Below are 25884 nucleotides of genomic sequence, written 5' to 3' on the forward strand. Positions count from 1 at the left end.
TATGGCCATTGTATTATTCGATAACAGAGAAAGAGCAGGTTTATATCCTTTAACCACCAATAAAGCAGTAGCTGATCTACGTATCGGTATCCTGCGTATTAAAGAATGGTGGTTGCGTAAAACCAATCTGCGGCCCTATGTGGCTACCACGCCGGCTTTGCAAATTCTGTATAGTCCCATTCCTGAAGGAGAACATATTTGGATTGATGCCAGCATCGTACCCGATGATGCATTGGTGCAGCGTATCCTCAAATTGCAATCAGGGCATTGCCTCGTGGATGCATTTGGGTTAGTGGCAGGAAAGACCGCGCAGCGCAATTGGGATTATGCATCCAATGATATTGGCAATTTCCCCAATCAACAGAAAGTAGATACGGTAAAGCGATTGCAATATCCATGGGAGATTTTTCAGTGGAACGATAAAGCTATTCGCGAAGATTTTCAATTGCTCACGCATCGGAGAAAGTCTCAACCATTATCAGATACCAACCGCATTCAGCAATACAGTGCCATCTTCGTGGAAGAAGGTGCGCGTGTGGAATATGCCATGTTAAATGCCACGCAAGGCCCAATCTATATTGGCAAGAATGCGGTCATACAGGAAGGCGCCATGATTTTTGGCCCCGTTGCCATCGGTACCCATGCTATGGTGAAAATGGGCGCCACAGTCTATGGTGCCACCACCATTGGCCCTTGGTGTGTTGCCGGTGGTGAAATCAAGAATGTGGTGATGATGGGCTATAGCAATAAAGGCCATCATGGTTATCTGGGCGATAGTGTTGTAGGCGAGTGGTGCAATTTCGGTGCAGGAACGAGTAATAGCAATGTGAAGAATACGGCCGAAACTGTAACGCTCTGGCATGAAGCGACACAGAGTTGGAAACCTGTTGGACAAAAATGCGGACTCATTATGGGCGATTACTCGCGCACCGCGATCAACTCTTCCATTAATACAGGTAGTGTGATTGGTATCAGCAGCAATTTGTTTGGTGCCGGTCTCTTGCCTCGCGTGATTCCTGATTTCACCTGGGGTGATGGACAAGAACGCTACCGACTCGATAAAGCCATCGAAGCCATTGGTAATTGGAAAAAAATGAAGGGACAAAGCATTTCACCCGCTGAAATAGCCGTACTCCAGCATATCTTTGAACAACAAGCATAAAACCGAAAGATGAGAAAAAGTATTGCAGCTGCTAACTGGAAAATGAACCTCACCTGGCAGCAGGGTGAACAATTGATTGATCAACTGCTCGCAGGCATGGAGCCATTGGCAGAGCACAAGAAAGTGATTCTTGCCGTGCCCTTTCCTTACTTACATATGGCGCATGAGAAAGTAAAGAATCAGCCTGCTGTATTCATTGCTGCGCAAAACTGCTACAGCAAAATGAATGGTGCTTATACAGGTGAAGTGAGCGTGGAAATGCTGCAATCCATCGGTATTCATTTTGTAGTACTGGGGCACTCTGAGCGTAGAGAGTATTTCAACGAAAGCAATCAGTTTTTAGCAGATAAAGTGAATATCTGCCTCGCCAATAATATCCATCCCATTTTCTGTTGCGGTGAGCCATTGGCCATACGTGAAGCCAATACACAAGATACTTATGTACGTAAGCAATTGGAAGAATCACTCTTTCATTTATCGGCTGAAGAAATTCAAAAAATTGTCATCGCTTACGAACCCATTTGGGCCATTGGTACCGGTAAGACAGCCAGCAGCGAACAAGCACAAGAGATGCATGCATCTATACGCGCCCTGCTTTCAGAAAAATATGGTACTCAGGTTGCCAGCGAAATCAGCATCCTCTACGGCGGTAGTGTAAAAGGCAATAATGCCTTGGAACTCTTCCTGCAGTCTGATGTGGATGGTGGTTTGGTAGGTGGCGCTTCACTGAACGCTGCAGAATTCCTCACCATTATCAAAGCATTGTAGCATTGCCCATTCAACGCAGCACGGCATTACAACCTTTGAGCCGACAACATCATGGCGGCCTCTTGTTTTGTCTGCTCTTGAAAAAAGGTGTGCGTAAGAATGCACCCGTTGGGGTGATGCGTGATTTTGTATTGGATTTCTGGCAGAAAGAATTACAACAGCATTTTCATCTCGAAGAAGCCATTCTCGAACCATTCGTGACGGATCTGGAATTGAAAGCGCCCATGCAACGCATGCTGCGCGATCATGCCCAAATACGTGAAGCGATTCATCTGGTGGAGTTACAACCATCGCTCTTGCGTATACAACAAGTACAAGAATTGGTGGAAGAACATATTCGCTTTGAAGAAAGGCATTTGTTTCAAATCATGGAAACAAGTTTGTCGCCTGAAGTGATGCAACAGATTGGTGGGCAATTAGCCGATGCAGGTGAGTACAATTGCAATCTCTATCCGGTACGTTTCTGGGAATAATTATTTCATGCTGGCTTGTGCACGATCTAATCGGTCATTAATCGCCAATCCAATGCCTTGAGCAGGAAAATATTCTGCAATGATGCAATCGTATTGATGCATATCAATCTCACGCAGTGTTGCAAACAAATGCTTGGCTGCTTCATGTAAATCGCCCGCAGGGCTGAGTACATGGTAGTCCACATTCTCTAATCTTCTTGATGGTTCTGTAAAGCAGATGGCTGCAATGTTTTGTCCAGCATGTGCCGGTGCGATTTCCTGCACAGCGCCACGATAGAGTGGTGTGGCCGGTGCATAATGACTTTTCAATTGTCCCGGCGTTTGTGGCTGCTGATGCGATAAAGCAATGATGGCTTTCATGCCGGTTACTGCTTCAATTTTGTCAATGGGCATGCCACCCAAACGGTGTATGATGAGTTCCGTATTGGTGATCTCTGCAATCGTACTCTCCAAACCAATCTGAGCGGCACCACCATCTAATACATAAGAAAGTTTGGTGCCTAATCCTGTAGCAACGTGTTCGGCAGTGGTAGGACTCACATAACCAAACGGATTGGCACTGGGTGCACACAAAGGAAAATCCAAAGCTTGCAATAATTGCAAAGTGAGTGGATGATCAGGTATGCGTATCGCTACTTTATTGCTGCCTGCGGTTGCTAAATCAGGTACTGTATTTTTCTTTGGTAATAATAAAGTGATTGGCCCGGGCATTAATTGCGTTGCCACCAGTTTTGCTTTTGGTGGTAAATACAATACATATTTATCCAGTTCTTGCACACTTGCAACATGTACAATCAATGGATTGAATTTTGGTCTTTGCTTGGCTTCGAAAATTTTCAGCAGGGCATCTTCATTCAAAGCATTAGCAGCTAAACCATAGACAGTTTCTGTGGGTATGCCCACCAGTTTCCCATCGCGCAGTTTCTGCGCAGCCAGTAAAAGATCAGTACCAATCTGCGGATTATTCATCGGGTAGGGTGGCTGGTTCGTAATCGCTCAGTTTATTCAAATGCAAAACCGTTTTACTGCCATCATTGCTGGGGTTGTACATGGGTGTAAACTTCGCACCAAAAACAAATTCATTCCAGGTATAAGATGAACGTGTAACAACCGTACTTGAAAAACTCTCATCAAAGCCTTGTACAAAAACCAGTAATTCCGCTTTAGCAGCAGCCAAATCATCAGCGCTGAGTTTATAGAGTGGACTGGTTTCATTGATTACATGAACCAATGTCCAGTTCATAGCAAGGGTATTGGCCTTAGCAATATCCAGCGGCAGGGTAAAGAATTGATTCTTGCGAACACCATCTACTTCCACCTGAATGGCCAGCGTTACTTTGGCTTCTACCTCGGTTAAATGATTCTTGGTATAGGGTACCATGCGCAGCATGAGTGCACGGCCTTCTTTAAAAGGTGCAATCAGGGCGTTTTTACTGAAATGGATAAATGCTCTAGGGCGGGCAAAACGGCCATACAACAAACCAGTAGCCAAAGCGAAACAAAGCAAACCCATTAGGGCTTCAATAGCAGCAACCGTGCTGGCTAAAAAACCAATAGGGTTGATTCGGCCATAACCTACTGTGGTAAATGTCTGGGCACTAAAAAAGAAAGCTTCCCCGAATTTTTCGCCAAGGGTATTTGCCACCATACCCCCTAAGTGATCTATGCCTATTGCCATGTAAATCAAGGCAAAGAGTAGGTTAATGCCAATAAAAAATGAAAGAATCACGAAGAGAAACTTCAGGTAATGCATGTGTAGCAGCTCATGGTATAAATTGAGTCTGCGCCAGAATTCCATCCCATCCACATGAATATTGGGCCGGCCATTTTTTTGAAAAAAACGTCCGCCATTCATGGATGCATTGGTACTCAGGCCCGTTTCGCGGTCGACCTGACCCAATTTGCTGAATTTAGAGAGCAATGCCATTTGAATCAAAAGTAAACCCTTTCCCATTCACAAGTGTTGGAAATTGGCCCTGAACAGTTTGGGGTGCATACACTTATCTTTGCGCACTTATGAAGCATATCCGGAATTTTTGCATCATCGCCCATATTGACCACGGAAAGAGTACCCTGGCCGACAGATTGTTGGAGCATACCAAGACCATTGGTGAGCGCGACATGATGAATCAGGTACTGGACGACATGGATTTGGAGCGGGAAAAGGGCATTACCATTAAGAGCCACGCCATTCAGATTAATTACCCTTACAAAGGGCAGGAATATGTACTGAACCTGATTGATACACCCGGCCACGTTGACTTCAGTTATGAAGTGAGCCGTGCACTGGCCGCCTGCGAAGGCGCCCTGCTGCTGGTAGATGCTTCTCAGGGTATTCAGGCACAGACCATCAGTAACCTCTATCTGGCCATCGATAACGATCTGGAGATCATTCCCGTGATCAACAAGATTGATATGGAAGGTGCCATGATTCCTGAAGTAACCGACCAGATTATTGACCTGATTGGCTGCAAGCATGAAGATATCCTCCTGGCCAGCGGAAAATCCGGCATTGGTATAGAGGAAATTCTGGAAGCCATTGTAGAACGCATTCCCGCGCCGGAAGGCAGTGAGGAAGCGCCATTGCAGGCTTTGATCTTCGACTCTGTATTCAATAGTTTCCGTGGTATCATCGTTTACTACCGTATTCTGAACGGTGTACTGCGCAAGGGCGATATGATTCGCTTCATTTCTACCGGACAGGATTATGGTGCCGATGAAGTAGGTATCCTGAAACTGGGTATGGAAGCCAAGAAAGAAGTGCGCTGCGGCGATGTGGGCTATATCATTACCGGTATCAAGAATGCCAAAGAAGTAAAAGTGGGTGATACCATTACCCTCGCCAATAACCCCGGTGAAATGATCCATGGTTTTGAAGAAGTAAAGCCCATGGTATTTGCCGGTATCTTCCCGGTGAATACAGATGAGTTTGAAGAATTGCGCGATTGCATGGAGAAACTGCAATTGAACGATGCTTCACTCACGTTTGAACTGGAAACTTCTCAGGCCCTGGGCTTTGGTTTCCGTTGCGGCTTCCTGGGATTGCTACACATGGAAATTATTCAGGAGCGACTGGAACGCGAGTTTAACCAGACCGTGATTACCACAGTGCCTAACGTAAGTTTTATTGCCTACACCACAAGAGGCGAGAAGATTACGGTGAACAACCCAACGGAAATGCCCGATCCGGTAAAGATCGACCGCATTGAAGAGCCTTTTATTAAAGCACAGATCATTACCCTGCCGGATTATATCGGCAATATCATGACCCTTTGTTTGGGTAAGCGTGGTATCCTCATTAACCAGAGCTACCTTACACCCACACGTGTGGAATTGATTTTTGAAATGCCTTTGACAGAGATCGTATTTGATTTCTATGATAAGCTGAAGAGCCAGACACGTGGTTATGCTTCATTCGATTATTCACCTATTGGCTACCGAGAAGCAGATATCGTGAAAATGGATATCCTGCTGAACGCCGAGAAAGTGGATGCATTGAGTGCTTTGATTCACCGCAGTCGCGCGCAGGACTTTGGCCGCAAATTGTGTGAGAAGTTGAAAGAGTTATTGCCACGCCAGCAATTCCAGATTGCCATACAAGCTGCAGTGGGAGCGAAGGTGATTGCCCGTGAAAATATCAGCGCCATGCGTAAGGATGTAACGGCCAAGTGTTATGGTGGTGACGTAAGTCGTAAGCGTAAACTCTTGGAACGCCAGAAAGAAGGTAAGAAGCGCATGCGCCAGATTGGAAGTGTAGAAGTACCGCAAGAAGCTTTCTTAGCCGTATTGAAGTTGGATTAATTTATTAAGAAGGTAGAAGTTAGAAGCTGGAATCTAGAAATAGGTTTCAGCTTTTTTGTTGGCAATATGGACACTGCATCTCAGCTTATGCTGAAGAAGCTGTGGGTACAGGAAGCACTGATGTTTATTAAAGTATTTCTTCAATTAGGAAGTAAACCTTTCCATTTAAAACTGTACAGTTTCTGTAAAGCCTAACTTTTAATTTTATGGTATCACCCGATTTAAAATCGCTAGAAGGTTTTGCTTTCTTGCTGATGGGCAGATAATAAGTTGTAGTAGAATCAGAAAATAGTTTAAAATTTAAAGCAGATAATAAACCTGCGTATGCTGTTTGATTTAGTGTGTTTGGGCAGATGTTTTTATAGCTATCCCATCCAAATTTTCCCCAACTACCAAATTGTCCCCATACGATAATGTTTGCTGATTCAGACTTTAGATTGGTTTGAAATTTTATTAAATCATCGTATGAGTTTACATGTTGCACCTGCGAAAGTGCATGTAAACTCAAGGCCATACAAGCGATTAAGACTGGAATTTTCATGTGATGGGTTCTTGTATAAGCTTCTATTTTATTGTAGACGATGCTAATGAGCAAGACTCTGCGGGGACAGAAAAACTCTGTTGAGACAGAAATATTATTTTTTCGTATAAAACTCAATTTTACTCACTTCTGATTTGGGGATTATGTTAGTATAGCCTTTTGTGTCATAAAGAAAAATGAATTTATCTGTTTGTCCAATATAGTAGCTGGATGGATTGGAAGTGTAAAGACTATCTTTTGTAAATATTTTAGTGCCATAGTATTTGCCCGAGATAGTTTCTTTTATTTCAGTTGATGATTTGATTGTGAGGCTGAATAGGAAGGTTAAAAAGAACAATAAGACTAAGGAAAGATCATTGTTTGAAGTTAGAAATTCCTTTATTGATTCAGGATTTATTACGGTTGCATATGCAAGTATTGCAAAAAGATATATACAGGCAGAAAGACGTATCTGTATATAATACTGTTTTTCAAGTAAACTCCATGTTATAAGTATTGCAGAAGTTATTACAATGAAAAATCCCCATAAAACTGATCCCGCTTTCGATGTCTTAGGATTCGAGGATGTTACTATTTTGCTTGCTACAGTCTGAGTGTAAACGCTTGCAACATAAGTTAGAATAATGAACAGTATGTCATCCCAAATTGAAATAGCAATTTCAGAAATACTCAAGTAATATTTAATAGGTAGACTCCAATTTTGATAGTATAAGTTTATTTTAATAAAGCCGAGTATAAGGGTCAAACCTGTTATAATTGGGATATTTTCAATTATTTTTTTAATCATAAATTAAATAATAAAAGTATGTTGGATGTAAGCACTTTGACTTATTTGAAGAAGTATGTATAACTATTAATTTATCTTTTTTTTGAGAAGCACCTATTTATAAAATAGATACATTTTTAATTATTTCGCAGTTAATCCCATATCTGTATAAAGGTTCGCACACCATAAACTGACAGGATGCATGCATTGGTCATCATCCGTAAAGACAATAAAGTATTGGGGGTATGCTTCTAAATTAGGAAGCATTGGGGAGAATAGCAAAAAATCGGCAGGCTTTTTCTATTTACCACAGAGAACACGGAGCTTGGTCACCAAGGACACAAAGTCTTGGTGTGCTTTGTGTAAGCGCTTTGTGTGCTTTGTGGTTAAAACCTAAGAACAGATGAACAATAGAACAGAAGAACAGGGAACAGAAGAAAGAGGAAGGAAAATCGAGGAACGAGTGTGGAGAGCCGAAAGCTGAAGGCGTAAAGCAAATGAACAGAAGAACAATAGAACAGAGGAACAAGGAACAGAAGAAAGAGGAAGGAAAATCGAGGGTAGAGAGTAGAGAAACTAAAAGTGCCAAAGACCTATGGTATGTTTTGTGGGTTAATCTTGTAATACAATACCCTACAGTCTCCCCTTAGCAGGGGAGCAAATATGTTTTGATGATTCTTCGCGAAACTTTGCGTCTTTGTGCTTGCCCAACGAAGCTTTAGCGTAGGTGGGGCTTTGCGGTTAAAAGAATAATTCAATACCCCTCAGTCTCCCCTTGACAGGATTGCAAATTAAATTGTAGAAATTCTTAGCGACCCTTTGCGTCTTCGCGCCTTTGCGGTTAAAAATCATTTACATTTTTAATCCTGTTTTTTCACCAAGCCCGCCAAGCTTTTTTTCGCCACCTTGGCCTTGATAATACCCGCAGCTGTGCTGGCAATTTGTCCTTGTGCAAAATTGAAAGCAATACTGTCTTGCTCAATATTGAAATCGATATAATCAAGTGTTTCAACTGTATACTCGCTGGAAGGCATGCCCTTATTAATCAAGTTCATCAAGGCTAGCTTGTCTTGCGCTTTTGGTAGTTGAAAATAGTCGGCAAATGAAACGAGCTTTTTGTTGCCAGTATGATAGTTCAATGAATAGTATTCCGCATTCGGGTGAGCTTCATCTGTTTTTTGGCTATGGATGATGAGGCAATAGCTGATCATGGTTTCATCCTTATACACATAAGCAGGCTCTACAGTGAAACTATGCGGTAAAGACTGATTATTCCTGTCTTCAGGTTCAATTGGGTTTAGTCGGTTCGTGAACTGTTGCAATTTTTTGTCGAGCGCATCCTTCACCAAGGCATTCAATTGGGGATCGCCGGAATAACTTGGGAAACTGATGCTGATGGTTGTGTTATGAATGCTGTCGTATTGATTCAGGCTATCCAAGCTAAATGCTGCCGGCAGTAAAAAACTTTTGCCGGTATATTCCGTGGTGATGTTGATGCCACTGTCTTGTACCACTGCAGGTATAGAATCAATCTTGGTGGGTGCTTCGTTTTGCGTGGTAGAAGAGGCGCAAGCACTTGCCAATAAGAGCACACTGCTCATGATGAAGCCGCTAAAAAGATGCTTGCTGTTAAAGGTAGTAATGCTATGTTGCATGGAATTGCTTGTTTAGTTGGCTTCAGTTACGGGTGATATGCTTTGTCCAATAATCTTTTGCGTATTGCAAGAATGCATTATTGCCAGAAAGCCATTGCTTATCCATGGTGTATGTGCCGCCGGTGTATCCACTGGGCGAACTCTTGACGCTGTCAACTCCTCTGAAAGCATATTTGGTTTTGCCTTCGTACATAATCAGTTTGGTGGTAGCCGGTGAAAGATCACTGGTGCATTGATTTCTGTACATGATCCAAATCTCCGGTTCGCCATTTTTGTCAAGATCAGTGAGATGTATCTGTTTGCCGATGAATTGCTGAATAATATCAAACCCGCAGTCTTCGATGAAATCATAGATTCTCCAGATAAGCTTGCTGCTATCACCAGCAACCACTACATGATAGGCAAAGAGGGCAGCGTTATGGGTAGGATAGCCATCCATATCATTCTTGCCCGATGGGTATTTTGTTTTTTGCGATAATACGAGGTAATGCTGCTCACCGGCTGCTTCCCATTTCACTGCCTGCACCAGTGAGCCCTCGTATTTAATTTGATTGGGCAGAGCAGTAGCAGCTACAGGTGTTGTGTTTACTTGTGCACTGAGCAATTGGCTGCCCAGTAAGCAAAGGAGTAAGAAAATATTTTGTTTCATGATGATGGTGCGTGTTGTGTTGATTTGTGTGAATTGGCTATATGTTATCTCGCCAAACGTGCGACAATCTGGCCATCGTTCACTACAACCGCATCGGCCTTGCCATCACCGTTTACATCTACAAAGAAAGTACCCTTGCTCCCATAATAAGCACTGCTGGTAAATGTTTCATTGGGACCAAAATTCCTGCCGTTAGAGCGTCTTACGGTAATACCATCATCATTCACCACAATGGCATCGGCTTTACCATCGCCGGTAACATCGGCAAAAAAAGTACCGCGACTTCCAAAAAAAGGATTGTCTGTCCAGTTCTCATTGATGGAAAACGTAGTACCGGTTGATTTTCTTACCACAATTTTGTCATTGTTCACCACAATGGCATCTGCTTTACCATCGCCATTAACGTCTGCGAAAAAAGTGCCTTTGCTGCCAAAGAAAGCGCCGTTGCTCCAATCCTGATTATTGCCAAAAGACATACCATTAGAACGTTTCACCACAATGCCGCTTCTGTTCACTACCACCGCGTCAGCTTTGTCATCTCCAGTAACATCCACAAAGTAGGTGCCCAGATTACCATAATACGGACCATCTGTCCAATCGCTGGAGAGGTCAAAGCCCGTGCCGTTGGAGAGGCGCGCACTGACTCTGTCTTCATTCACCACAATTGCATCTGCTTTTTTGTCGCCATTCAAATCTGCGAAATAGGTTGCTCTGGAGCCGAAATAGGCGTTATACGTCCAGCTCTGCGCAACAGACATGCCGAAGCTACCAGCAGTGCGAACAGTAATTTTATCATTGTTCACTACGATGGCGTCTGCTTTTTTGTCGCCATTCACATCAGCGAAATAGGTACCCTTGGAGCCATAAAAAGCCTGGTTGACAAGCGTGGTATTGAATCCATTAAACTGTGCGTTCACCAATTGTTGCGTAAGTAGAAAGCATAGTAAAGCGAGGATTGTTTTGGGGGTGGGTGATTGTTTCATGTGTGTAGGTTATTGTTCAGGCGATGGGGCGGGTTATATTTTCTAATGTACAAAATGTGTTTTAAAAAGCAGTACAATCAGCCAAGGAGGATAGAAATTAAGCAGCATGATGGCATCAAGCTGCTGTATCTTTTTTTGATGGTGCCGACAATAAAAAACGGCTGAGAAAAGATTCTCAGCCGTAGTATTCAGTTGAAACAAAGGCTTAGAAACCTATCACCATGCGTGGGGCTGCCTGCAGTACAATACCTTCCACACTCATGGAACTGAGTAATTGTACACCCAGACTAATGTTCTTACTCACGGGGTATTGGTAGCGGGCATGAAAGCCGGCACCTGCCCAGAAAGTTTGTTCATTTTCAATACCCAAAGTGGTTACTTCTACGATGGAATTGAAGGCTTCGCCTGTGGTTAATGACCTGAGGGCAATGGTTTGCTGTTGTGTTTTGGAAAGGATGACATCTCTGTTATAAAATGTACCTGTAAGGGTAACACCCGCTTCGATGATGCCTTTTCCGGCTTGCCAACGCATACCACTATGGAACATGATATTGAGACGGCTGGCTTGGAGCGACTGTGTTGGTGTAGGCAGCTGATTGGGTTGCGTTTTAAACACATTGGCATTGGTGATAACGCTGGCCGTAGACAGCAGTGCTGAGGGCACTGTAAAATAGCCCAAATCATTCATGGCGCCGGGCATTCTCAATGAATAGGTATTGTTGTCGCCGCGCAATTGCAAAGGCATGAGTCTGCTGCTGTTCAATTGGTTGCGGTGGTATTGTACTTCTGTACCAAAATACCAGTTGTTTTTGGTGGTGTATTGATAACCCAGCCCTTGAAAATTGCGTTTCATTTCTTCTTCATAGCCGAGGTCGGATGCATACGCAAACCCCGTTTGTACTTGAAAACTGTGACGGGTCTTTAATTGCTGGGCTTGAGTGGTTTGAAAAAGCACACAAGCAATAAGTAGTGTAGCAAATGATTTCATACGCAGCAGGTTTACTTGTTTGTGATTATTTCAAGCAAAGAACCGGCTCTATTTGCTTTTGTTGCCTGAATTGGTTGACTTGTTTACAACCTGAAGCTATTAGCGCTGCTTTAGGCGCAGCTGAAGGCCGAACAGGGAACAAAAGAACAATAGAACAGAGGAACAGAGGAAGGCGGAATGCTTTAAGCCTTTTGCCTTAGGCTTTATCCAATACCCCTCAGTCTCCTTCGGAGACAGCTCCCCTTGGCAGGGGAGCAAATTTTATAGAAAGTATGCTCTGCGTAAACTCTGCTTACTCTCGTTCTCTGCGGTGAAACACATAGAATAGAAGAACAAGGAACAGAGGAACAATAGAACAGGGAACAGAAGAATGAGAAAGTAATCTTTGCGACCCTTTGCGTCTTAGCGCCTTTGCGGTAAAATTTGTGTAATGTGAAGCGGCAATCGCAAAATGGAATAGGATTGAAATAAGCGAAACAAAAGCAAATCTCAAATCTCAAATCATAAATCAGTAATTATTTCCCCCACCTTTCTTCATATTCTTATCAGAAATGGCTTTCAATTTCTGTTCGCTTTTCTTGCCTTTTTCATCTAAGAGGGGCGCTGGCATGGAAGATTGTTTCTCGTCGAAGATGACGTTGGCGTAGGGGTTGCGGACAAAATTCCAGCGGCCATTTTTCCATTGAAAACCTTCAAAGCCGCCGTAAGGTACCAATGTGCCTTTATTGCTGAACTCGCCGCTTTCGCTCACCAGAATATCCATCACTACTGCGTCAGCGCGGGGATCAAAATTTAGACGGGCGTTACCATCTTTCTTGTACTCAATACCAAAGCGATAAGCAGGTTGTGCCGGCTTGGAACTGTCTGCAGGATAATTAAAGAATCGTCCGCCAAATTGTGGTTGTCCCTGCTCATCAAATGTGAGCACCTCCATCCATTTCTTGGTGCTGCGTGCATCATTGTTATCAAAGCCGAATAGGGTATAGAATTGTTTGTTGTTGTGTGCTTTCTGTACAATGTTGTAATATACAGCACCAATCCAATTCATATTGCTGCGTACTGAATCGAATGGATTGTCGGTGAACTCTGAGTAATCGAATAAAGGAAACAATTTCAGCGAACCATCATCTGTACGCATCTGGATACAGCCTTTCTGGCGATAATAGGTGAAGTCCTTCATCAGCTGCCAGGTAAAAATGCGGAAGCTTTTATCCGGTGCGGTTACTTTCGCGATAGTGGTGAGTGAATCAAAAGGGTAGTCAAAAGAAAAAGGTGTGCGCAGTGCTTGTACCAAGCCGCGTGTAAATGCACTATCGGCACGGAGGCGATCTACTACATCTTCCGATTCCAGAATATTATTTGCATAGGGCTTGATGCGTTCTTCCAGCTGCTTGAGTTGTGCAAATGATTGCGGATTCAACTGGGCTCTTGCGACAGTGAAACAACACAAAAAGCTGATGAGTAGTACGGGGGCGATTCTCATGAGCACGAATTTACCACAATGCATTGGGGTGCATCAGTTGTTTTCGGGATTTATGATTTTATTAAAGGCTGCAGCGAAAGCAGGCAGGTTGTCAAAGCGCAGATCAATGTCAGGATGCGGAAATGCTGTATCTGGGTTGGTAGTGGCCACAAATACAGTGTACATGCCTGCATTGCGACCGAAACGCATATCACTGAGTTTATTACCTACAATCAGGCTTTTACTTAAGTCAATCTCCGGAAACTCGCCCTTGGCACTAAAAGCCATGCCGGGATTTGGTTTTCGATAGAATGAATCATCATTCAGATCTGTACAGAAAAAGATGCGGTCAATATGTCCGCCGGCTTGTACAATCGCCAACTGCATATTGTCATGAATATGGTGCAGGTCATCCAGGCTCATCACGCCTTTGCCCACACCTTTCTGATTGGTGACCATAATGGTCTTGCCAAAGTTTCGGTTTAGCGTAGCAACTGCTTTGGGTACGCCATCGTAGAATTGAAATTCATTCCAGTTCAGGATATAGTCTTCTTTTTTCTCGTGGTTGATCACACCATCGCGGTCGAGAAACAGAGTCCAGCTTTTATCAATTTGTTGCAGATCAAGCATAGGGAATTAATTCAGTTTGTGCGCGTTGAAAATCTTCGGGTATGCCAATATCAATAAAGTAAGCATCTTGTGCCAGTCCATAAATGGCAGATTGCCCACAATAGGTTTCTAAATAATCTTTCTCAAAAGAAAACTTTTCAGGAAAGGGTAGTTGGATCCAATCCTTTCTTTGCAACAGATACATGCCTGCGTTAATTTGTCCCACAGCATAGTATTGCTTCTCTTTAAAAGCAGTTACTTTTCCTGTTGCATCTGTTTCAACCACACCGTAGCGATCAAAATCTTGCATGGGCTTAAGGCTGAGTGTACAGCTTGCATTGTTGGCTTGGTGTTGCTTATATAGTTGTGATAGCTCTCCTCTGAATAAAGTATCACCATTCGTCACCAATACTGTATCTGTCTTTGCTTTATTGCATGCTAAGCGAATACCACCGCCCGTCCCGAGTGGTGTTTCTTCAATGGTGTATGTGTAATTGCCATCGGGTAGGGCTTCTTGCAGAAAATCGAAGAAAGCTTCGTGCTTATAGCCCAAAGCAAAAATGAATTGTTGAATGCCTTGTGCTTGCAGGTAACGAATCACATAATGCACAAAGGGTAAGCCATTTACCGGCGCCATGCATTTGGGTAAATCAGGAACGGCGCTGCGTAAACGCGTACCGAGTCCCCCAGCCAGAATAATGGCTTCTTGTACAGGCATTACATGAATAATTTGGCTTCTACTAATTCGCAGATGATATGACCGATCAGGATATGGCTTTCCTGAATACGCGGGGTATCATTGGAAGGTACATTGATGAGAAAATGACTCAGCTCGCGCATTTTACCACCACTTGCGCCAGTAAAACCGATGGTGATCAATTCTTTTTCTCTTGCTACTTCAAATGCTTTCAGCACATTGGCAGAATTGCCGGAAGTACTAAAGCCGATGAGTACATCGCCTGCATCGGTAATGCCATCCACCAAACGCGCATAGATATCATCATAGCTGTAATCATTGGCTACGGCGGTGAGATAGGAGGTATTGCAGTGCAATGCTTCAGCAGGTAGTGCTTTTCTGTTTTTATAAAAGCGGCCTGAAAACTCTGCTGCCAGATGTTGTGCATCAGCAGCACTGCCGCCATTGCCACAAAACCAAACGCGTTTACCAGCTGCAAAAGTTTGTGTGATGATATTGACACATTCCTCAATGGACTTAAGCATAACAGGATCATGCAATACCTGTTGCTTGGTGTCTATTGAAGCTTGTATGATGGATTGAATGGTTGATTGCATAGCTATTGGGTTGTCCAGGTAGTGAGCCCGTGTTGTGTAAATTGATAAGGCCTGATTTCGCCGCCAAATTTCTGTAAAGTTTCGGCAACTGCATAACGTGTATTGCCGGGGCAATAGAAGGTCATGAAACCGCCACCGCCCGCACCGCTGATCTTGCCGCCGGTTGCACCTGCTTTCTTGGCTGCGCTATAAATATCTTCAATCAGGTTGTTGGAAATATTATTAGCCATTTTACGCTTCTGCTGAAAACCATAATCAAGAATCTCACCCACTTCATGAATACGGCCTTTGAGCAAAGCTTCCTTCATCATTTTAGATTGCTCTTTCAAATGGTGCATAGCATCAACAGAACTTTCATTCTTATTGAGCACATTTTTCTGCTGCTCTTTGATAATAGTGGCAGATTCTCTGCTGGTAGCAGTGAAATAGAGGAGGAGATTATTTTCTAACTCATTCAAATATTCCTGACGAATGCGCAGTGGGTTTACAATCACTTTATCATCGCCATAAAACTCCATGAAATTCACACCGCCGAAAGTTGCTGCATACTGGTCTTGTTTGCCACCGGCCAATGCCAGATCCTTTCTTTCTATTTCGTAAGCGTAATGTGCAATATCATAATCGCCCAAGGGCAGTTTCAGCATTTCGGTGAAAGCACCGAGTATCGCTACAACCAATGTGCTCGATGTACCCAATCCACTTCCTGCAGGTACATCCACATAGGTAGAGAGTTTGAAATTGGTCATGGGCAAGCCATAATCCTGCTGAATACGGTTGTACACGCCTTTGAGTAAATCCAGATGACCGTTAATCGGTAATTGGTTCATCCATTCATGGCGTTCTTCTTCTTTTCTGTCTAAAGCTTGTAGGATAATGCCATTCTCTGCAATGGGTTCAATATGGGCATAGGCATAGAGCGAAATGGTTGCGTTCAAGATGGCGCCACCAAATGTATCGCTGTAGGGACTCACATCTGTGCCGCCGCCAGCCAATCCAATTCTAAGAGGTGCTTTGCTTCTGTAAATCATGATGCCGAAACACCGGCCAAACGGGTGATGGTTTGCACCAGTTTCTGCCAGCTGTATTGTTTTTTTGCTTCACGAAGATGCGGCAAAAAATGGGCTTCTCCTAATTGATAGAGCCCTAGAATCTTCTGGGCAATACTGTCAGGGTTGGGCTCGGCAACCAGACCAACTTCACCATCCGGCACTAAGGCGGGTAGGCCACCAACATTGGTGACCAGCATGGGTTTTTCAAAATGGTATGCCAAAGGCGTTACGCCGCTTTGTGTGGCGTTGCGATAGGGCTGTATCACGAAATCAGCTGCGCTCAAATAGTATTTCACTTCACTGTCGGCAATGAAATCGGTGCGCAAAATGAGTTGATCTTGTAACTGGTGTTTTTCAATGATGGCATCATAGGAACTACGGTCTTCATAAAACTCACCGGCGACCATTAGTTTAATGCCACTGTTTTTCATCAGGCTAGTACCCATGGCTTCGAGCAAAATGTCCAAACCCTTATAGTTGCGGATAAAGCCAAAGAATAAAATAATTTTGTCGTTGACTGGTAATTGTAAATGCCTGCGCGCATTTGTTTTATCCAATGCTTCACCAAAATTATCGTAGAGTGGATGCACCACTTGTTCGGCAGGTTTCTGCGTGAATTTGCGCAAGTCGCCCATCACTTTTTCACTCATGGTCACAAATGCATGCACGGCACCAAAACAGTATTTGGTGAAAAGGGTATCGCCCGGTCTTTTTTCGTGTGGTTGCACATTATCAGCTATCGCGATAATTCGAGTATGCTTGTTCAAACGAACCAGTCGAAGAATAGTACCCAAGCAAGGACCCATAAAAGGTAGCCAGTAACGAATGACGATGATGGCTGGTTTGAGTTGACGCAATTCATTACCCACGCTGATCCAATTGAATGGATTGATGGAATTGATGCGCACTCGAATCTTGATATCTGTTGGTGCTGGTTCGGATGAATACTGTGTGGTACCCGGAAATAAGAAGTTGGGATACTGTAAGGAGAAGGTATAGATGATTGTATCAAACCCTTCCGCAGTGAACTGTCGGGCTAAACGTTCATCAAAGGAAGCTAGTCCGCCTCTGAGCGGGTGTGCAGGACCAATGATGATGGCTTTTGGTGAAGACATGGTGCAAATATCTGCACTAATCCCATCCAATGTTGGATTCGATCAGGTAGTGATTTCTTTCCGGTGCATTTCTGGTGAGTAGTTCTGCAATAAAGCCTGCCAGAAAGAGTTGCATACCAAGTATCATCGACACAAGCGCCAAATAGAATGCCGGGCGGTTGGTGAGCGAAAAATCCGTAGCAGTGAATTTGGCTACAATCAGGTAAATACTCATCAGTAAACCTACGCCGAACGCAAGTGTGCCATACAATCCAAAGAAGTGCATGGGGCGTTTGCCGAATTTGCTGATGAAGGTAATGGTGAGTAGATCTAAGAACCCATTAATGAATCTTTCCCAGCCAAATTTAGTAGTGCCGTATTTGCGGGCACGGTGTTCAACTACTTTCTCACCAATCTTGCGGAAGCCGGCCCATTTAGCGAGGACGGGAATATAACGGTGCATTTCACCAAAGACTTCAATGCTTTTCACGACTTTCTTTTTATAGGCTTTGAGGCCGCAATTGAAATCGTGCAAATAGATGCCACTGACCTGACGGGCAGTGGCATTGAATATCTTCGAAGGAATGTTTTTGGTGAGCGTATTGTCGTACCGCTTTTTCTTCCAGCCGCTGACCAGGTCATAACCATCGTTGATGATCATGTTACGCAGTGCGGGAATTTCATCTGGTGAGTCTTGCATATCTGCATCCATGGTGATGATCACATCGCCCTTGGCTGCTTTAAAACCTTCGTTCAGTGCAGCAGACTTGCCATAGTTGCGCTGAAAGCGGATACCATGCACAGCAGGCTGTGTTTTGGATAAGTGCACAACGGTGTCCCAAGTATCGTCTGTACTACCATCATCAATGATGATGATTTCTGTACGTAAACTGTGTTCTTTTACTACTCGGTCAATCCATGCACAGAGTTCGGGTAATGACTCAGCTTCGTTGAATGCGGGTATGACAATCGAAAGATCCATTCCAATTATTGTTGTTCAAAAGGAGTAGGGGCTGGGTTTTTCTTGGCTGCACCTGCGCCAATCAGTGAACCTACAGTACCAATGATCAGTGTGCCTACCAGTGAGCCGGCCAGCACGGTTACAGTCATGATTTTGCGACCAATAGCAGCGCCTTGTTCCATTTGTTCTGCAGTTACTTTACCACCTTTCAATGCTTCTTCTACGCCTTTCTCCCACATCTTATCCAATTGATCTGGGAAGATCACGTATACAGACAGAACTGTATAAACGAATACAACAACGGCTGTTACTGCAGTGGTTTTAAAGCCATGTGTAAAGAGTTCGCCGAAAGTAACATCGTTATTTTTCTGCTTACCGTAATAGATCACAGATCCAATGAATGCACCTACCATGATGGCCCAGTTAATATAGCCCCACCATTTTTCAAATTGTAGGTTGGCAAACTGACCGACTAAACTTAAAACGATTAACACCAATGCAATCAATAATCCTTTGAATGCGTGTGTAGTTACTTGATTTTCCATAATGCGTTAGGGGTTGAAGTGATGAAATGTATTTCTGATGGTGCCAATCACTTTTCCTTTCAATGTTCTGTTGAGTACAGCACTATTGGCCGATCTGCTTAGGTTGTTGGCAGTGGTTAGGGTAGTACTGTTATTCATTGTGAACAAAGTAAGGTTGGCTTGTGCACCAACGGCAATATTGGTTGCAGGTAAACGGAAAATATTACGCGCATTGCTCGAAAAGATTCGACTGATTAGTTCAGCGTTCAAATCAGGAATGGCTTCCATGACCATGGCAAAAGCAGTTTGTAAAGTAATCATCCCGTTTTTGGCATATTCAAATTCACAGGTTTTGTGATCCCAATCTTGCGGTAAATGATGAGACGCAATGGAATCAATATGGCCTGCTTTCAATGCTTCGCGCAGGTATAGCATATCTGCTTTGGTGCGTAAAGGCGGGTTTACTTTCAAGCTTGTGTTATAGCCCTGTACATCCTCATCGCAGAAAAGCAGGTGATAAGGTGTTACAGCGCAAGTTACTTGTAGGCCTTCTGCTTTAGCAGCTTTCACCAGTTCAACTGCTGCATGTGAGCTGATGCCGGTGATATGTAAACGGGATTGTGTATACCTTAATAATGCAAGATCTCTTGCAACGATGATTTCTTCGGCAAGCATGGGTTTGCCGGGCAGACCGAGTTGGGTAGAGATGATGCCTTCATGCATTAAGCCATGTGTGCCGATACTACTATCGTCTGGTACTTGTACAACAACGCCATCAAATGCTTTTACATATTGCATGGCTTTGAGCAGGAGACCGGCTGTTTGTACTGGTTTGTGACCGTCTGTAAAAGCAGCGGCACCACTCATGCGCATATCATACATTTCTGCGAGCTCTTTGCCTTCAATGTTTTTGGTGATAGCACCCATTGGCAGGGCTTCGCAGGGTAGGTGTTTGGATTGATGAATGATGTATTCAACCTGGGTTTTATTTTGAACAGCAGGTTGTGTGTTTGGTACCAATAAAGCAGTTGTATAACCACCTGCTGCTGCGGCAGCAGTACCCGTTGCAATGGTTTCACGAAATTCCTGACCGGGGTCTGCAAAATCAGCGAATGAATCGATCCAACCTGGAGAAACACAAAGGGTATCGTGGTTGATTACATGTGCATCTGCATCGGACAATGACTGACCGATTTGAGTAATGATACCGTTTTCAATGAGAATATCCTGTGCTTGTTGGTGAAAGGGAGAATCAGTGTCAGCGATGAGCGCCTGTCTGATAAGGATTTTCATGAATGGGGCAGTAATTTTCGTGCAATATAGCCTTAAAATTTCTTATGACCCCTATATTTGCAGCCCCAAAGCGAAGACATCATTGATGTATTCGGGTTTCGGGTGGTGGCGCAGCCCGGTAGCGCACTTGTATGGGGTGCAAGGGGTCGCTGGTTCGAATCCAGTCCACCCGACACAACAAAAACCTCGGCAGTTATGCTGAGGTTTTTGCATTTCAAGCGAGCACAGCTTAGGAAAGTCAAAAGTCAAAAGTCAAAAGCAAAAAGTGGAAAAGGGTTCAGCATTAAGTGTTTAGCTTTCAGCCTTAAGCCCTCAGCCGCATTGCAGCGCAGCTAATCCATCAAGCGAGCACAGCTTAAGGGAAAGTCAAAAGTCAAAAGCCTGCCTGCCGAAGCCTCGGCGTAGGCAGGGCAAAAGCAAAAAGTGGAAAAGGGTTCAGCATTAAGTGTTTAGCTTTCAGCCTTAAGCCCTCAGCCGCATTGCAGCGCAGCTAATCCATCAAGCGAGCACAGCTTGGTGGGAAAGTCAAAAGCCTGCCTGCCGAAGCCTCGGCGTAGGCAGGGCAAAAGCAAAAAGAGGAAAAGCAATCAGCATTAAACGTTTCGCTTTCAGCATTAGGCCCTTAGCGTCATTGCAGCGCAGCTAATCTATCAAGCGAGCGCAGCTTGGAGGGAAAGTCAATATTCATAGCCAAAAGGCTTTTAGCATTAAGCGTTCAGCGTAACGCATGTATTTCGACTAATTTGTTATACCCATTCATGAGTATTATGTTATAAAAGCAACCGTAAGTGATGCTTTTTCATATAAATAGCTATTTTTACGCTACACGATGAAATTGAAGCGACTGATATTGGTTTTAGCGGTATGTGTATCCTTTGCAGCCGGTGCACAACGTGTACGCGTATCCGGTGGATTGGGCTTTAGTGCCTATTACGGTGACCTGATTCAGGGTACACCCATTATGCAGGATATTGTGCCGGCACTGAATCTGAGTGCTACGTATGACCTCAAAATGAAACTGCGTGCCCGACTTGGCTTAGCCATTTTAGGTGCCAAGGGCGATGATCGCTTTAATAAAAGGCAGGATCTTAAAGACCGCAACCTGAGTTTTAAATCAAACATCTGGGAAACCTCTCTGCTGGCTGAGTATGATTTTGTTTCTAGAGAAGAATATTTTTTGGTGCCATATGTGGTAGCTGGTGGTGGGGTATTTGGTTTTAGTCCTACTACAATTGATGCCAATGGTCAGAAAGTAAAGCTTTGGCAATGGAACACTGAAGGACAGGGCTTGGCAGGTAATCCGGCACCATACAAAAGGGTAGGATTGAATCTGAGTTTGGGTGCGGGTGTGCGTTATGAGCTTACAGATGAAATCAGTGTTGGTGCTGAATTTATTTTCCGAAAGTTATTTACCGATTATCTGGATGATGTTAGTGGTAAGTATCCTGATTTCTTGCAAACTGGCATCAATCCTGATCCAAATAAGTATCGTTTAGACCTTTCCTATAGAGGAACTGAATTGGGAAAACCTTTTCCAGGCGTAAGCAGACCAAGAGGTAATCCTAAAGGCGATGATGCTTTTTATTCATTCCAGTTCACCTTTTCTTATCGCTTAACAAACTGGAGCATTGGCGGCGATCTGGATTTCTACGGATCAAGTGGATATGGCAGACGCAGGGTGCGCAATCCCAGATATGTACTTTAATTATTCAAATGCATCATAATAGAAAAAGGTCTTCAAACGAAGACCTTTTTCTTAAACCTAAACCCTTAAGCACTCATGATACATTAATTAACGCATGAGGGCATTGGCGGTTGAGGCACTGTATGAATTTGACGCTAATATGACAAATTAGAAGCGCTCCAGCTTAGAGAAGAAGAAATCGCCCTCAATGATGGCGTTCTCATCACTATCACTACCATGTACGGCATTCTCACCAACAGAAGCAGCATACTTCTTGCGGATAGTACCCTCTGCAGCATTTGCTGGGTTGGTAGCACCAATCAGTGTTCTGAAATCAGCAACTGCGTTCTCTTTTTCCAGGATGGCAGCTACAATTGGACCACTGCTCATGAAGTCAACCAGCTCACCAAAGAAAGGGCGCTCCTTGTGGATAGCATAGAATTCGCCGGCCTGCTCTTTTGTAAGGCGGGTCCATTTCATGGCTTTGATGCTGAATCCTGCAGCCAGGATATCATTTAAAATCGCACCTGTGTGTCCTTTCCCGGTTGCATCGGGCTTAATCATCGTAAATGTTCTGTTACTCATAACGGCTTTTATTTCGGAGTGCAAAGGTAACTGAAATCATTCCGCTGTCAAAAGTTCCCTGCGTTTTCCTGATGAAATTCATAACTAAATTTCACCGATTGGCCTGAAAAACACATTTTTGCGACGCTTTATGCAATCAATACAATCGTTTTTTCCGCATCTGAAGGGCGCTCCCAAAAAAGTAGTCATCACTACACACCAAAAGCCAGATGGCGATGCAATGGGTTCTTCCCTGGGTTTGTATCATTTCCTGGTGCAACTCGGGCATTATGTAACCGTTATTTCTCCAACCAACTGGGCCGATTTTCTGGATTGGCTTCCTGGCACAGATCATGTACTCGATTTTGAAGCTGGTAGGGAAAAGGCAATTAAAGTAGTAAATGCGGCAGACTGGATATTTTGCTTGGATTTCAATACGTTACATAGAACCAAGCATATGGAAAAAGTGCTGGAATTGGCTACTGGTTCCCGTATCCTCATCGACCATCACCAACAGCCACAAGTTGAAGCTTTTGCCTACGGCATCAGCGATACCGGTAAAAGCTCCACCTGCGAAATGGTCTACGACTTTATCGTGGATTCTGGCCATGAGGCTATCCTAAATCAGGACATTGCCACATGTTTGTACACGGGTGTTATGACGGATACAGGTTCCTTTCGTTTTCCCTCTACCAAGGCTTCAGTGCACCATATGGTGGCCCGCCTGAAGGAAACCGGTATTAATCACACACAAATTCACGAGGCTATCTATGATAATTTTCTGGAAAACAGGCTCCGCTTTATTGGCCATGCTTTGTTGAACAGAATGGAAGTAATCTATGAGCTCAACACCGCTTTGATGTATATTCCCAAGGGTGATTTAAAGCGTTTCGATATCAAAACCGGCGACACTGAGGGTTTGGTCAACTACTTACTGACGATTCAAGGTATTAAGCTGGGTGCAATTTGTATCGACAGGGATGAGGAAAGAAAGTGGAGTTTTCGCAGTAAAGGCGACTTCGATGTGAATACATTTGCCAGAGAACATTTTGAAGGTGGTGGCCATTTCAATGCGGCTGGAGGCAGAAGCAGCGATAGTCTGGATCAAACCGTTCAGAAGTTTAAAGAAGTTATACAACAGTATCAATCACAATTACAATCATAACAATGAGAAACATCCTGGGTTTTCTTGCAGCAGCTTTGCTTCTGGCATCCTGCTCTCAGTACGAAAAAGCACCATCCGGTATGGTGTATAAGATCACGCATGGCAGCAGTAAAGAAAAGCTGAAGCATGGTCAGTTTGTAAAATTCAATATCAGCTTTGCCATTCCTGAAAAAGATACTGTGTTGAACAGTTCATTCGGTAAAGTACCCGCTTACTTTATGATTGATTCTGGACGTCTTACCAAACATAATTTCACTGAAATTCTGATGCTCTGTGCAGTGGGTGATGTAGTTGATTTCAAACTGAGCAATGATACCCTGAAGAACATGGGTGCTATTGAATACAATGCAACTTTCCCTAAAGGTGGCATGATTACCGGAAAAGCTGAGTTTATCAAAGTTTTCGCAACAGAAGCTGAAATGATGGCCGACTATCAAAAAGAGGTACTTGCACAGCGTGATCGCGAAATGGATGCTTTGGTTAAAGTAGCTGAGAAAAAGGGCGAAAAATATATCAAGGATACAGCAGGTGTTGTAGTTGTGCTGAAAACTGCAGGGGATACAACTAAAGCAGTTGCCGGTAAAACAGCTAGTGTTTTCTACAAAGGATACCTTGCTGATGGTAAAGATGCCGGTAAGGAATTCGATTCTAACATGAGCAAGGAAAAGAATCCTAACCAACAACCTTATGATGTAAACGTTGGTACAGGTTCTGTTATCCGTGGTTGGGAACTGGCCTTAAAATATTTTGGAAAGGGTGGTAAGGGTACGATCTATGTACCTTCTATGAATGCCTATGGTCCACAGGGTTCACCCCCAGTAATCCCTGCTTACAGCAATCTGGCTTTTGATATTGAAGTAACAGATGTGAAGCAAGGTCCTCCGCCTGCTCCTCAGGCAATTCCGGTTCTTCCAAGAAACTAATTTGCTAAGCATAAGAAATTTATCCCCTCACAGTTTTTGTGGGGGGATTTTTTATGCCTGCTGCATAGCAGTATAGAGTTGTATTGCTTCAACTGCTTCCCGCACATCGTGTACACGCAATATTCGTGCGCCATGCATAAGACCAATGGTGTTTAATACAGTAGTGCCATTCAAAGCTGCTGCAGCTGTTGTATTTAAAGTCTTGTAAATTGTAGATTTCCTCGATACGCCAAGCAAAAGCGGACAACCCAACATTTGAAATGCCTGTAATTGTTTCAATAATTGAAAATTGTGCTGTATGGTTTTACCAAAGCCAAAACCTGGGTCGATGATCACATCCTTAATGCCAGCTTGCCTGCAGTGTGCAACCTGTTGAATGAAAAAGTCAAGTACTTCTGTTACAACATTGCTGTATTGTGGATTTTGCTGCATGTTTGCTGGATTGCCTTGCATATGCATGCAGACATAAGGTGCCTGCAAATCTGCAACAGTACCCAACATTTCCTGATCTAGCAGACCACCGCTGATATCATTCACGATACTGGCACCCGCCGCCATAGCTGCTTTTGCAACTGCTGCATGGTAAGTGTCCACAGAAATGAAGGCTTCCGGAAAAACTTTGTGCACCGCTTCAATAGCCGGTACTACACGATCGATTTCCGCATTTACGCCAATCTGTTCGCTGCCAGGCCTGGTGCTTTGTCCGCCAAGATCCAAAATTGTTGCACCATCCGCCAGCATCTGCTGGGCTGTTGTTACCACTTCCGCCAAAGCGGTATGCCTGCTTCCTGCATAAAAGGAATCAGGTGTGGTATTGATGATGCCCATCACAACTGGTTTATCCAGTGTCAATAAACGGCCTTTACAGTTGAGTGTTAACATTGCAGGTATTCAAGTATATTGCGAGGGTTCAAAGATAGCAAGGTAAAGATGAGCAATACCAATAATCAATACGATAAGGCAGTCGCTTCCTGTAAAGATATATTTATCAAAAAAACCACGGATTACGGTACATCCTGGCGCGTACTGCGCACCATCTCAGTGGTAGACCAGATTTTCATCAAAGCATTACGCATCAGAACCATACAGGATAAGGGAGTACAACTAGTAGGAGATGATATTGCTTCTGAATTCAAAGGCATCATCAATTATGGTGTAATCGGACTCATTCAACTTGCGCTCAATAAACCTGCAGTGGAAGATGTGGCAGTTGCCCAAGTGAATGCCTGGTATGAGCAATACATTGGTCAGGCTAAATCAACGATGCTGGACAAAAACCATGATTATGGTGAAGCATGGCGCGATATGAGCCAGCAAAGTTTTGCGGATTTGATTTTAGTGAAATTGCTCCGCATCAAACAGATTCTGAGTAATAATGGTAAAACCCTGATCAGCGAGGGTATTGATGCCAATTACATAGATATTATCAATTATGCTGTGTTTGCATTGATCCTGATGGAGGAGGGCAAACATTGAT

The 25884-nt window shown here is 43.7% G+C and carries 27 protein-coding genes and 1 tRNA gene; 9 read left to right on the forward strand and 19 right to left on the reverse strand.

The window, feature by feature from the left end; all coding sequences use genetic code 11:
* The first annotated feature begins 1 nt into the window (after window position 1).
* The 3 genes from J0L83_02575 to J0L83_02585 are packed head-to-tail and all read left to right on the forward strand — an operon-like array spanning window position 2 to window position 2403.
* Window positions 2-1162: a glucose-1-phosphate thymidylyltransferase gene (locus J0L83_02575; GenBank protein MBN8663429.1), complete on the forward strand. Its 1161-nt coding sequence runs from the start codon at window positions 2-4 to the stop codon at window positions 1160-1162.
* 9 nt (window positions 1163-1171) lie between these two features.
* Window positions 1172-1930, forward strand: coding sequence for a triose-phosphate isomerase (locus J0L83_02580; GenBank protein ID MBN8663430.1), 759 nt, complete (start codon window positions 1172-1174; stop codon window positions 1928-1930).
* Between the two features lie 2 nt (window positions 1931-1932).
* A complete protein-coding gene (locus tag J0L83_02585) occupies window positions 1933-2403 on the forward strand; it encodes a hemerythrin domain-containing protein (protein MBN8663431.1) in 471 nt (156 codons plus the stop codon).
* Here the strand turns inward: J0L83_02585 and J0L83_02590 are convergent, their stop codons facing one another.
* Window positions 2404-3372 (reverse strand): threonylcarbamoyl-AMP synthase, encoded by a 969-nt coding sequence (locus J0L83_02590; GenBank protein ID MBN8663432.1) that lies wholly within the window; start codon window positions 3370-3372, stop codon window positions 2404-2406.
* A complete protein-coding gene (locus J0L83_02595) occupies window positions 3365-4357 on the reverse strand; it encodes a hypothetical protein (GenBank protein ID MBN8663433.1) in 993 nt (330 codons plus the stop codon). Before J0L83_02595 ends, J0L83_02590 begins: the two co-directional genes overlap by 8 nt.
* 62 nt (window positions 4358-4419) lie before the next feature.
* On the opposite strand from J0L83_02595, the gene lepA reads away from it, so the two are divergent.
* Entirely contained in the window at window positions 4420-6204 is a 1785-nt protein-coding gene (lepA, locus tag J0L83_02600) for an elongation factor 4 (protein MBN8663434.1), read from the forward strand.
* A 127-nt stretch (window positions 6205-6331) separates the two neighbouring features.
* On the opposite strand, the gene J0L83_02605 is transcribed toward lepA, so the two are convergent.
* From J0L83_02605 to J0L83_02675, 15 genes are all read right to left on the reverse strand, one after another.
* On the reverse strand, window positions 6332-6745 hold the full coding sequence (locus J0L83_02605; protein ID MBN8663435.1) for a hypothetical protein: 414 nt from the start codon (window positions 6743-6745) through the stop codon (window positions 6332-6334).
* 94 nt (window positions 6746-6839) lie between these two features.
* A complete protein-coding gene (locus tag J0L83_02610; GenBank protein ID MBN8663436.1) occupies window positions 6840-7532 on the reverse strand; it encodes a hypothetical protein in 693 nt (230 codons plus the stop codon).
* An 839-nt stretch (window positions 7533-8371) separates the two neighbouring features.
* A complete protein-coding gene (locus J0L83_02615; protein ID MBN8663437.1) occupies window positions 8372-9166 on the reverse strand; it encodes a hypothetical protein in 795 nt (264 codons plus the stop codon).
* 22 nt (window positions 9167-9188) lie between these two features.
* Window positions 9189-9815, reverse strand: a complete 627-nt coding sequence (locus J0L83_02620) for a hypothetical protein (protein ID MBN8663438.1) — start codon at window positions 9813-9815, stop codon at window positions 9189-9191.
* Between the two features lie 44 nt (window positions 9816-9859).
* Window positions 9860-10798 (reverse strand): VCBS repeat-containing protein, encoded by a 939-nt coding sequence (locus J0L83_02625; GenBank protein MBN8663439.1) that lies wholly within the window; start codon window positions 10796-10798, stop codon window positions 9860-9862.
* Window positions 10799-11003: 205 nt separating this feature from the next.
* Complete coding sequence (locus tag J0L83_02630) at window positions 11004-11786, reverse strand: hypothetical protein (GenBank protein ID MBN8663440.1); 783 nt, start codon at window positions 11784-11786, stop codon at window positions 11004-11006.
* A 508-nt stretch (window positions 11787-12294) separates the two neighbouring features.
* Window positions 12295-13269, reverse strand: coding sequence for a hypothetical protein (locus tag J0L83_02635; protein MBN8663441.1), 975 nt, complete (start codon window positions 13267-13269; stop codon window positions 12295-12297).
* A gap of 33 nt (window positions 13270-13302) precedes the next feature.
* Complete coding sequence (locus J0L83_02640; GenBank protein ID MBN8663442.1) at window positions 13303-13878, reverse strand: HAD-IIIA family hydrolase; 576 nt, start codon at window positions 13876-13878, stop codon at window positions 13303-13305.
* Window positions 13871-14575, reverse strand: a complete 705-nt coding sequence (locus tag J0L83_02645) for a nucleotidyltransferase family protein (protein ID MBN8663443.1) — start codon at window positions 14573-14575, stop codon at window positions 13871-13873. The genes J0L83_02640 and J0L83_02645 overlap by 8 nt, the downstream gene beginning before the upstream one ends.
* Complete coding sequence (locus J0L83_02650; GenBank protein ID MBN8663444.1) at window positions 14575-15150, reverse strand: D-sedoheptulose 7-phosphate isomerase; 576 nt, start codon at window positions 15148-15150, stop codon at window positions 14575-14577. Before J0L83_02650 ends, J0L83_02645 begins: the two co-directional genes overlap by 1 nt.
* A gap of 2 nt (window positions 15151-15152) precedes the next feature.
* The gene (locus J0L83_02655; protein ID MBN8663445.1) at window positions 15153-16178 is read right to left on the reverse strand and encodes a dehydrogenase; all 1026 of its coding nucleotides are present in this window, start codon (window positions 16176-16178) and stop codon (window positions 15153-15155) included.
* Window positions 16175-17314, reverse strand: coding sequence for a glycosyltransferase (locus J0L83_02660; protein ID MBN8663446.1), 1140 nt, complete (start codon window positions 17312-17314; stop codon window positions 16175-16177). Before J0L83_02660 ends, J0L83_02655 begins: the two co-directional genes overlap by 4 nt.
* Window positions 17315-17330: 16 nt before the next feature.
* Window positions 17331-18275, reverse strand: coding sequence for a glycosyltransferase family 2 protein (locus J0L83_02665; GenBank protein MBN8663447.1), 945 nt, complete (start codon window positions 18273-18275; stop codon window positions 17331-17333).
* A gap of 5 nt (window positions 18276-18280) precedes the next feature.
* On the reverse strand, window positions 18281-18799 hold the full coding sequence (locus J0L83_02670; protein ID MBN8663448.1) for a DUF4199 family protein: 519 nt from the start codon (window positions 18797-18799) through the stop codon (window positions 18281-18283).
* Window positions 18800-18805: 6 nt separating this feature from the next.
* The gene (locus tag J0L83_02675) at window positions 18806-20071 is read right to left on the reverse strand and encodes a dihydroorotase (GenBank protein MBN8663449.1); all 1266 of its coding nucleotides are present in this window, start codon (window positions 20069-20071) and stop codon (window positions 18806-18808) included.
* Window positions 20072-20170: 99 nt separating this feature from the next.
* Here J0L83_02675 and J0L83_02680 point away from each other — a divergent pair.
* A tRNA-Pro gene (locus J0L83_02680) sits at window positions 20171-20244 on the forward strand.
* A 656-nt stretch (window positions 20245-20900) separates the two neighbouring features.
* Entirely contained in the window at window positions 20901-21776 is an 876-nt protein-coding gene (locus tag J0L83_02685) for an outer membrane beta-barrel protein (GenBank protein MBN8663450.1), read from the forward strand.
* A 147-nt stretch (window positions 21777-21923) separates the two neighbouring features.
* Here J0L83_02685 and J0L83_02690 read toward each other — a convergent pair whose 3' ends face one another.
* The gene (locus J0L83_02690; protein ID MBN8663451.1) at window positions 21924-22340 is read right to left on the reverse strand and encodes a nucleoside-diphosphate kinase; all 417 of its coding nucleotides are present in this window, start codon (window positions 22338-22340) and stop codon (window positions 21924-21926) included.
* Between the two features lie 130 nt (window positions 22341-22470).
* Here J0L83_02690 and J0L83_02695 point away from each other — a divergent pair, with 130 nt between their 5' ends.
* Entirely contained in the window at window positions 22471-23484 is a 1014-nt protein-coding gene (locus J0L83_02695; protein ID MBN8663452.1) for a DHH family phosphoesterase, read from the forward strand.
* A gap of 2 nt (window positions 23485-23486) precedes the next feature.
* Window positions 23487-24407 carry an FKBP-type peptidyl-prolyl cis-trans isomerase gene (locus J0L83_02700; GenBank protein ID MBN8663453.1) on the forward strand — a complete coding sequence of 307 codons (921 nt, stop codon included), beginning with the start codon at window positions 23487-23489 and terminating at the stop codon, window positions 24405-24407.
* Window positions 24408-24458: 51 nt separating this feature from the next.
* Here J0L83_02700 and folP read toward each other — a convergent pair whose 3' ends face one another.
* Window positions 24459-25289, reverse strand: coding sequence for a dihydropteroate synthase (gene folP / locus J0L83_02705; protein MBN8663454.1), 831 nt, complete (start codon window positions 25287-25289; stop codon window positions 24459-24461).
* Between the two features lie 48 nt (window positions 25290-25337).
* On the opposite strand from folP, the gene J0L83_02710 reads away from it, so the two are divergent.
* A complete protein-coding gene (locus J0L83_02710) occupies window positions 25338-25883 on the forward strand; it encodes a DUF1599 domain-containing protein (GenBank protein ID MBN8663455.1) in 546 nt (181 codons plus the stop codon).
* The last annotated feature ends 1 nt before the right edge of the window (window position 25884 follow it).

Source organism: Chitinophagales bacterium, from assembly GCA_017303835.1.
In the GTDB taxonomy this organism is placed as follows: Bacteria; Bacteroidota; Bacteroidia; order Chitinophagales; family Chitinophagaceae; genus JAFLBI01.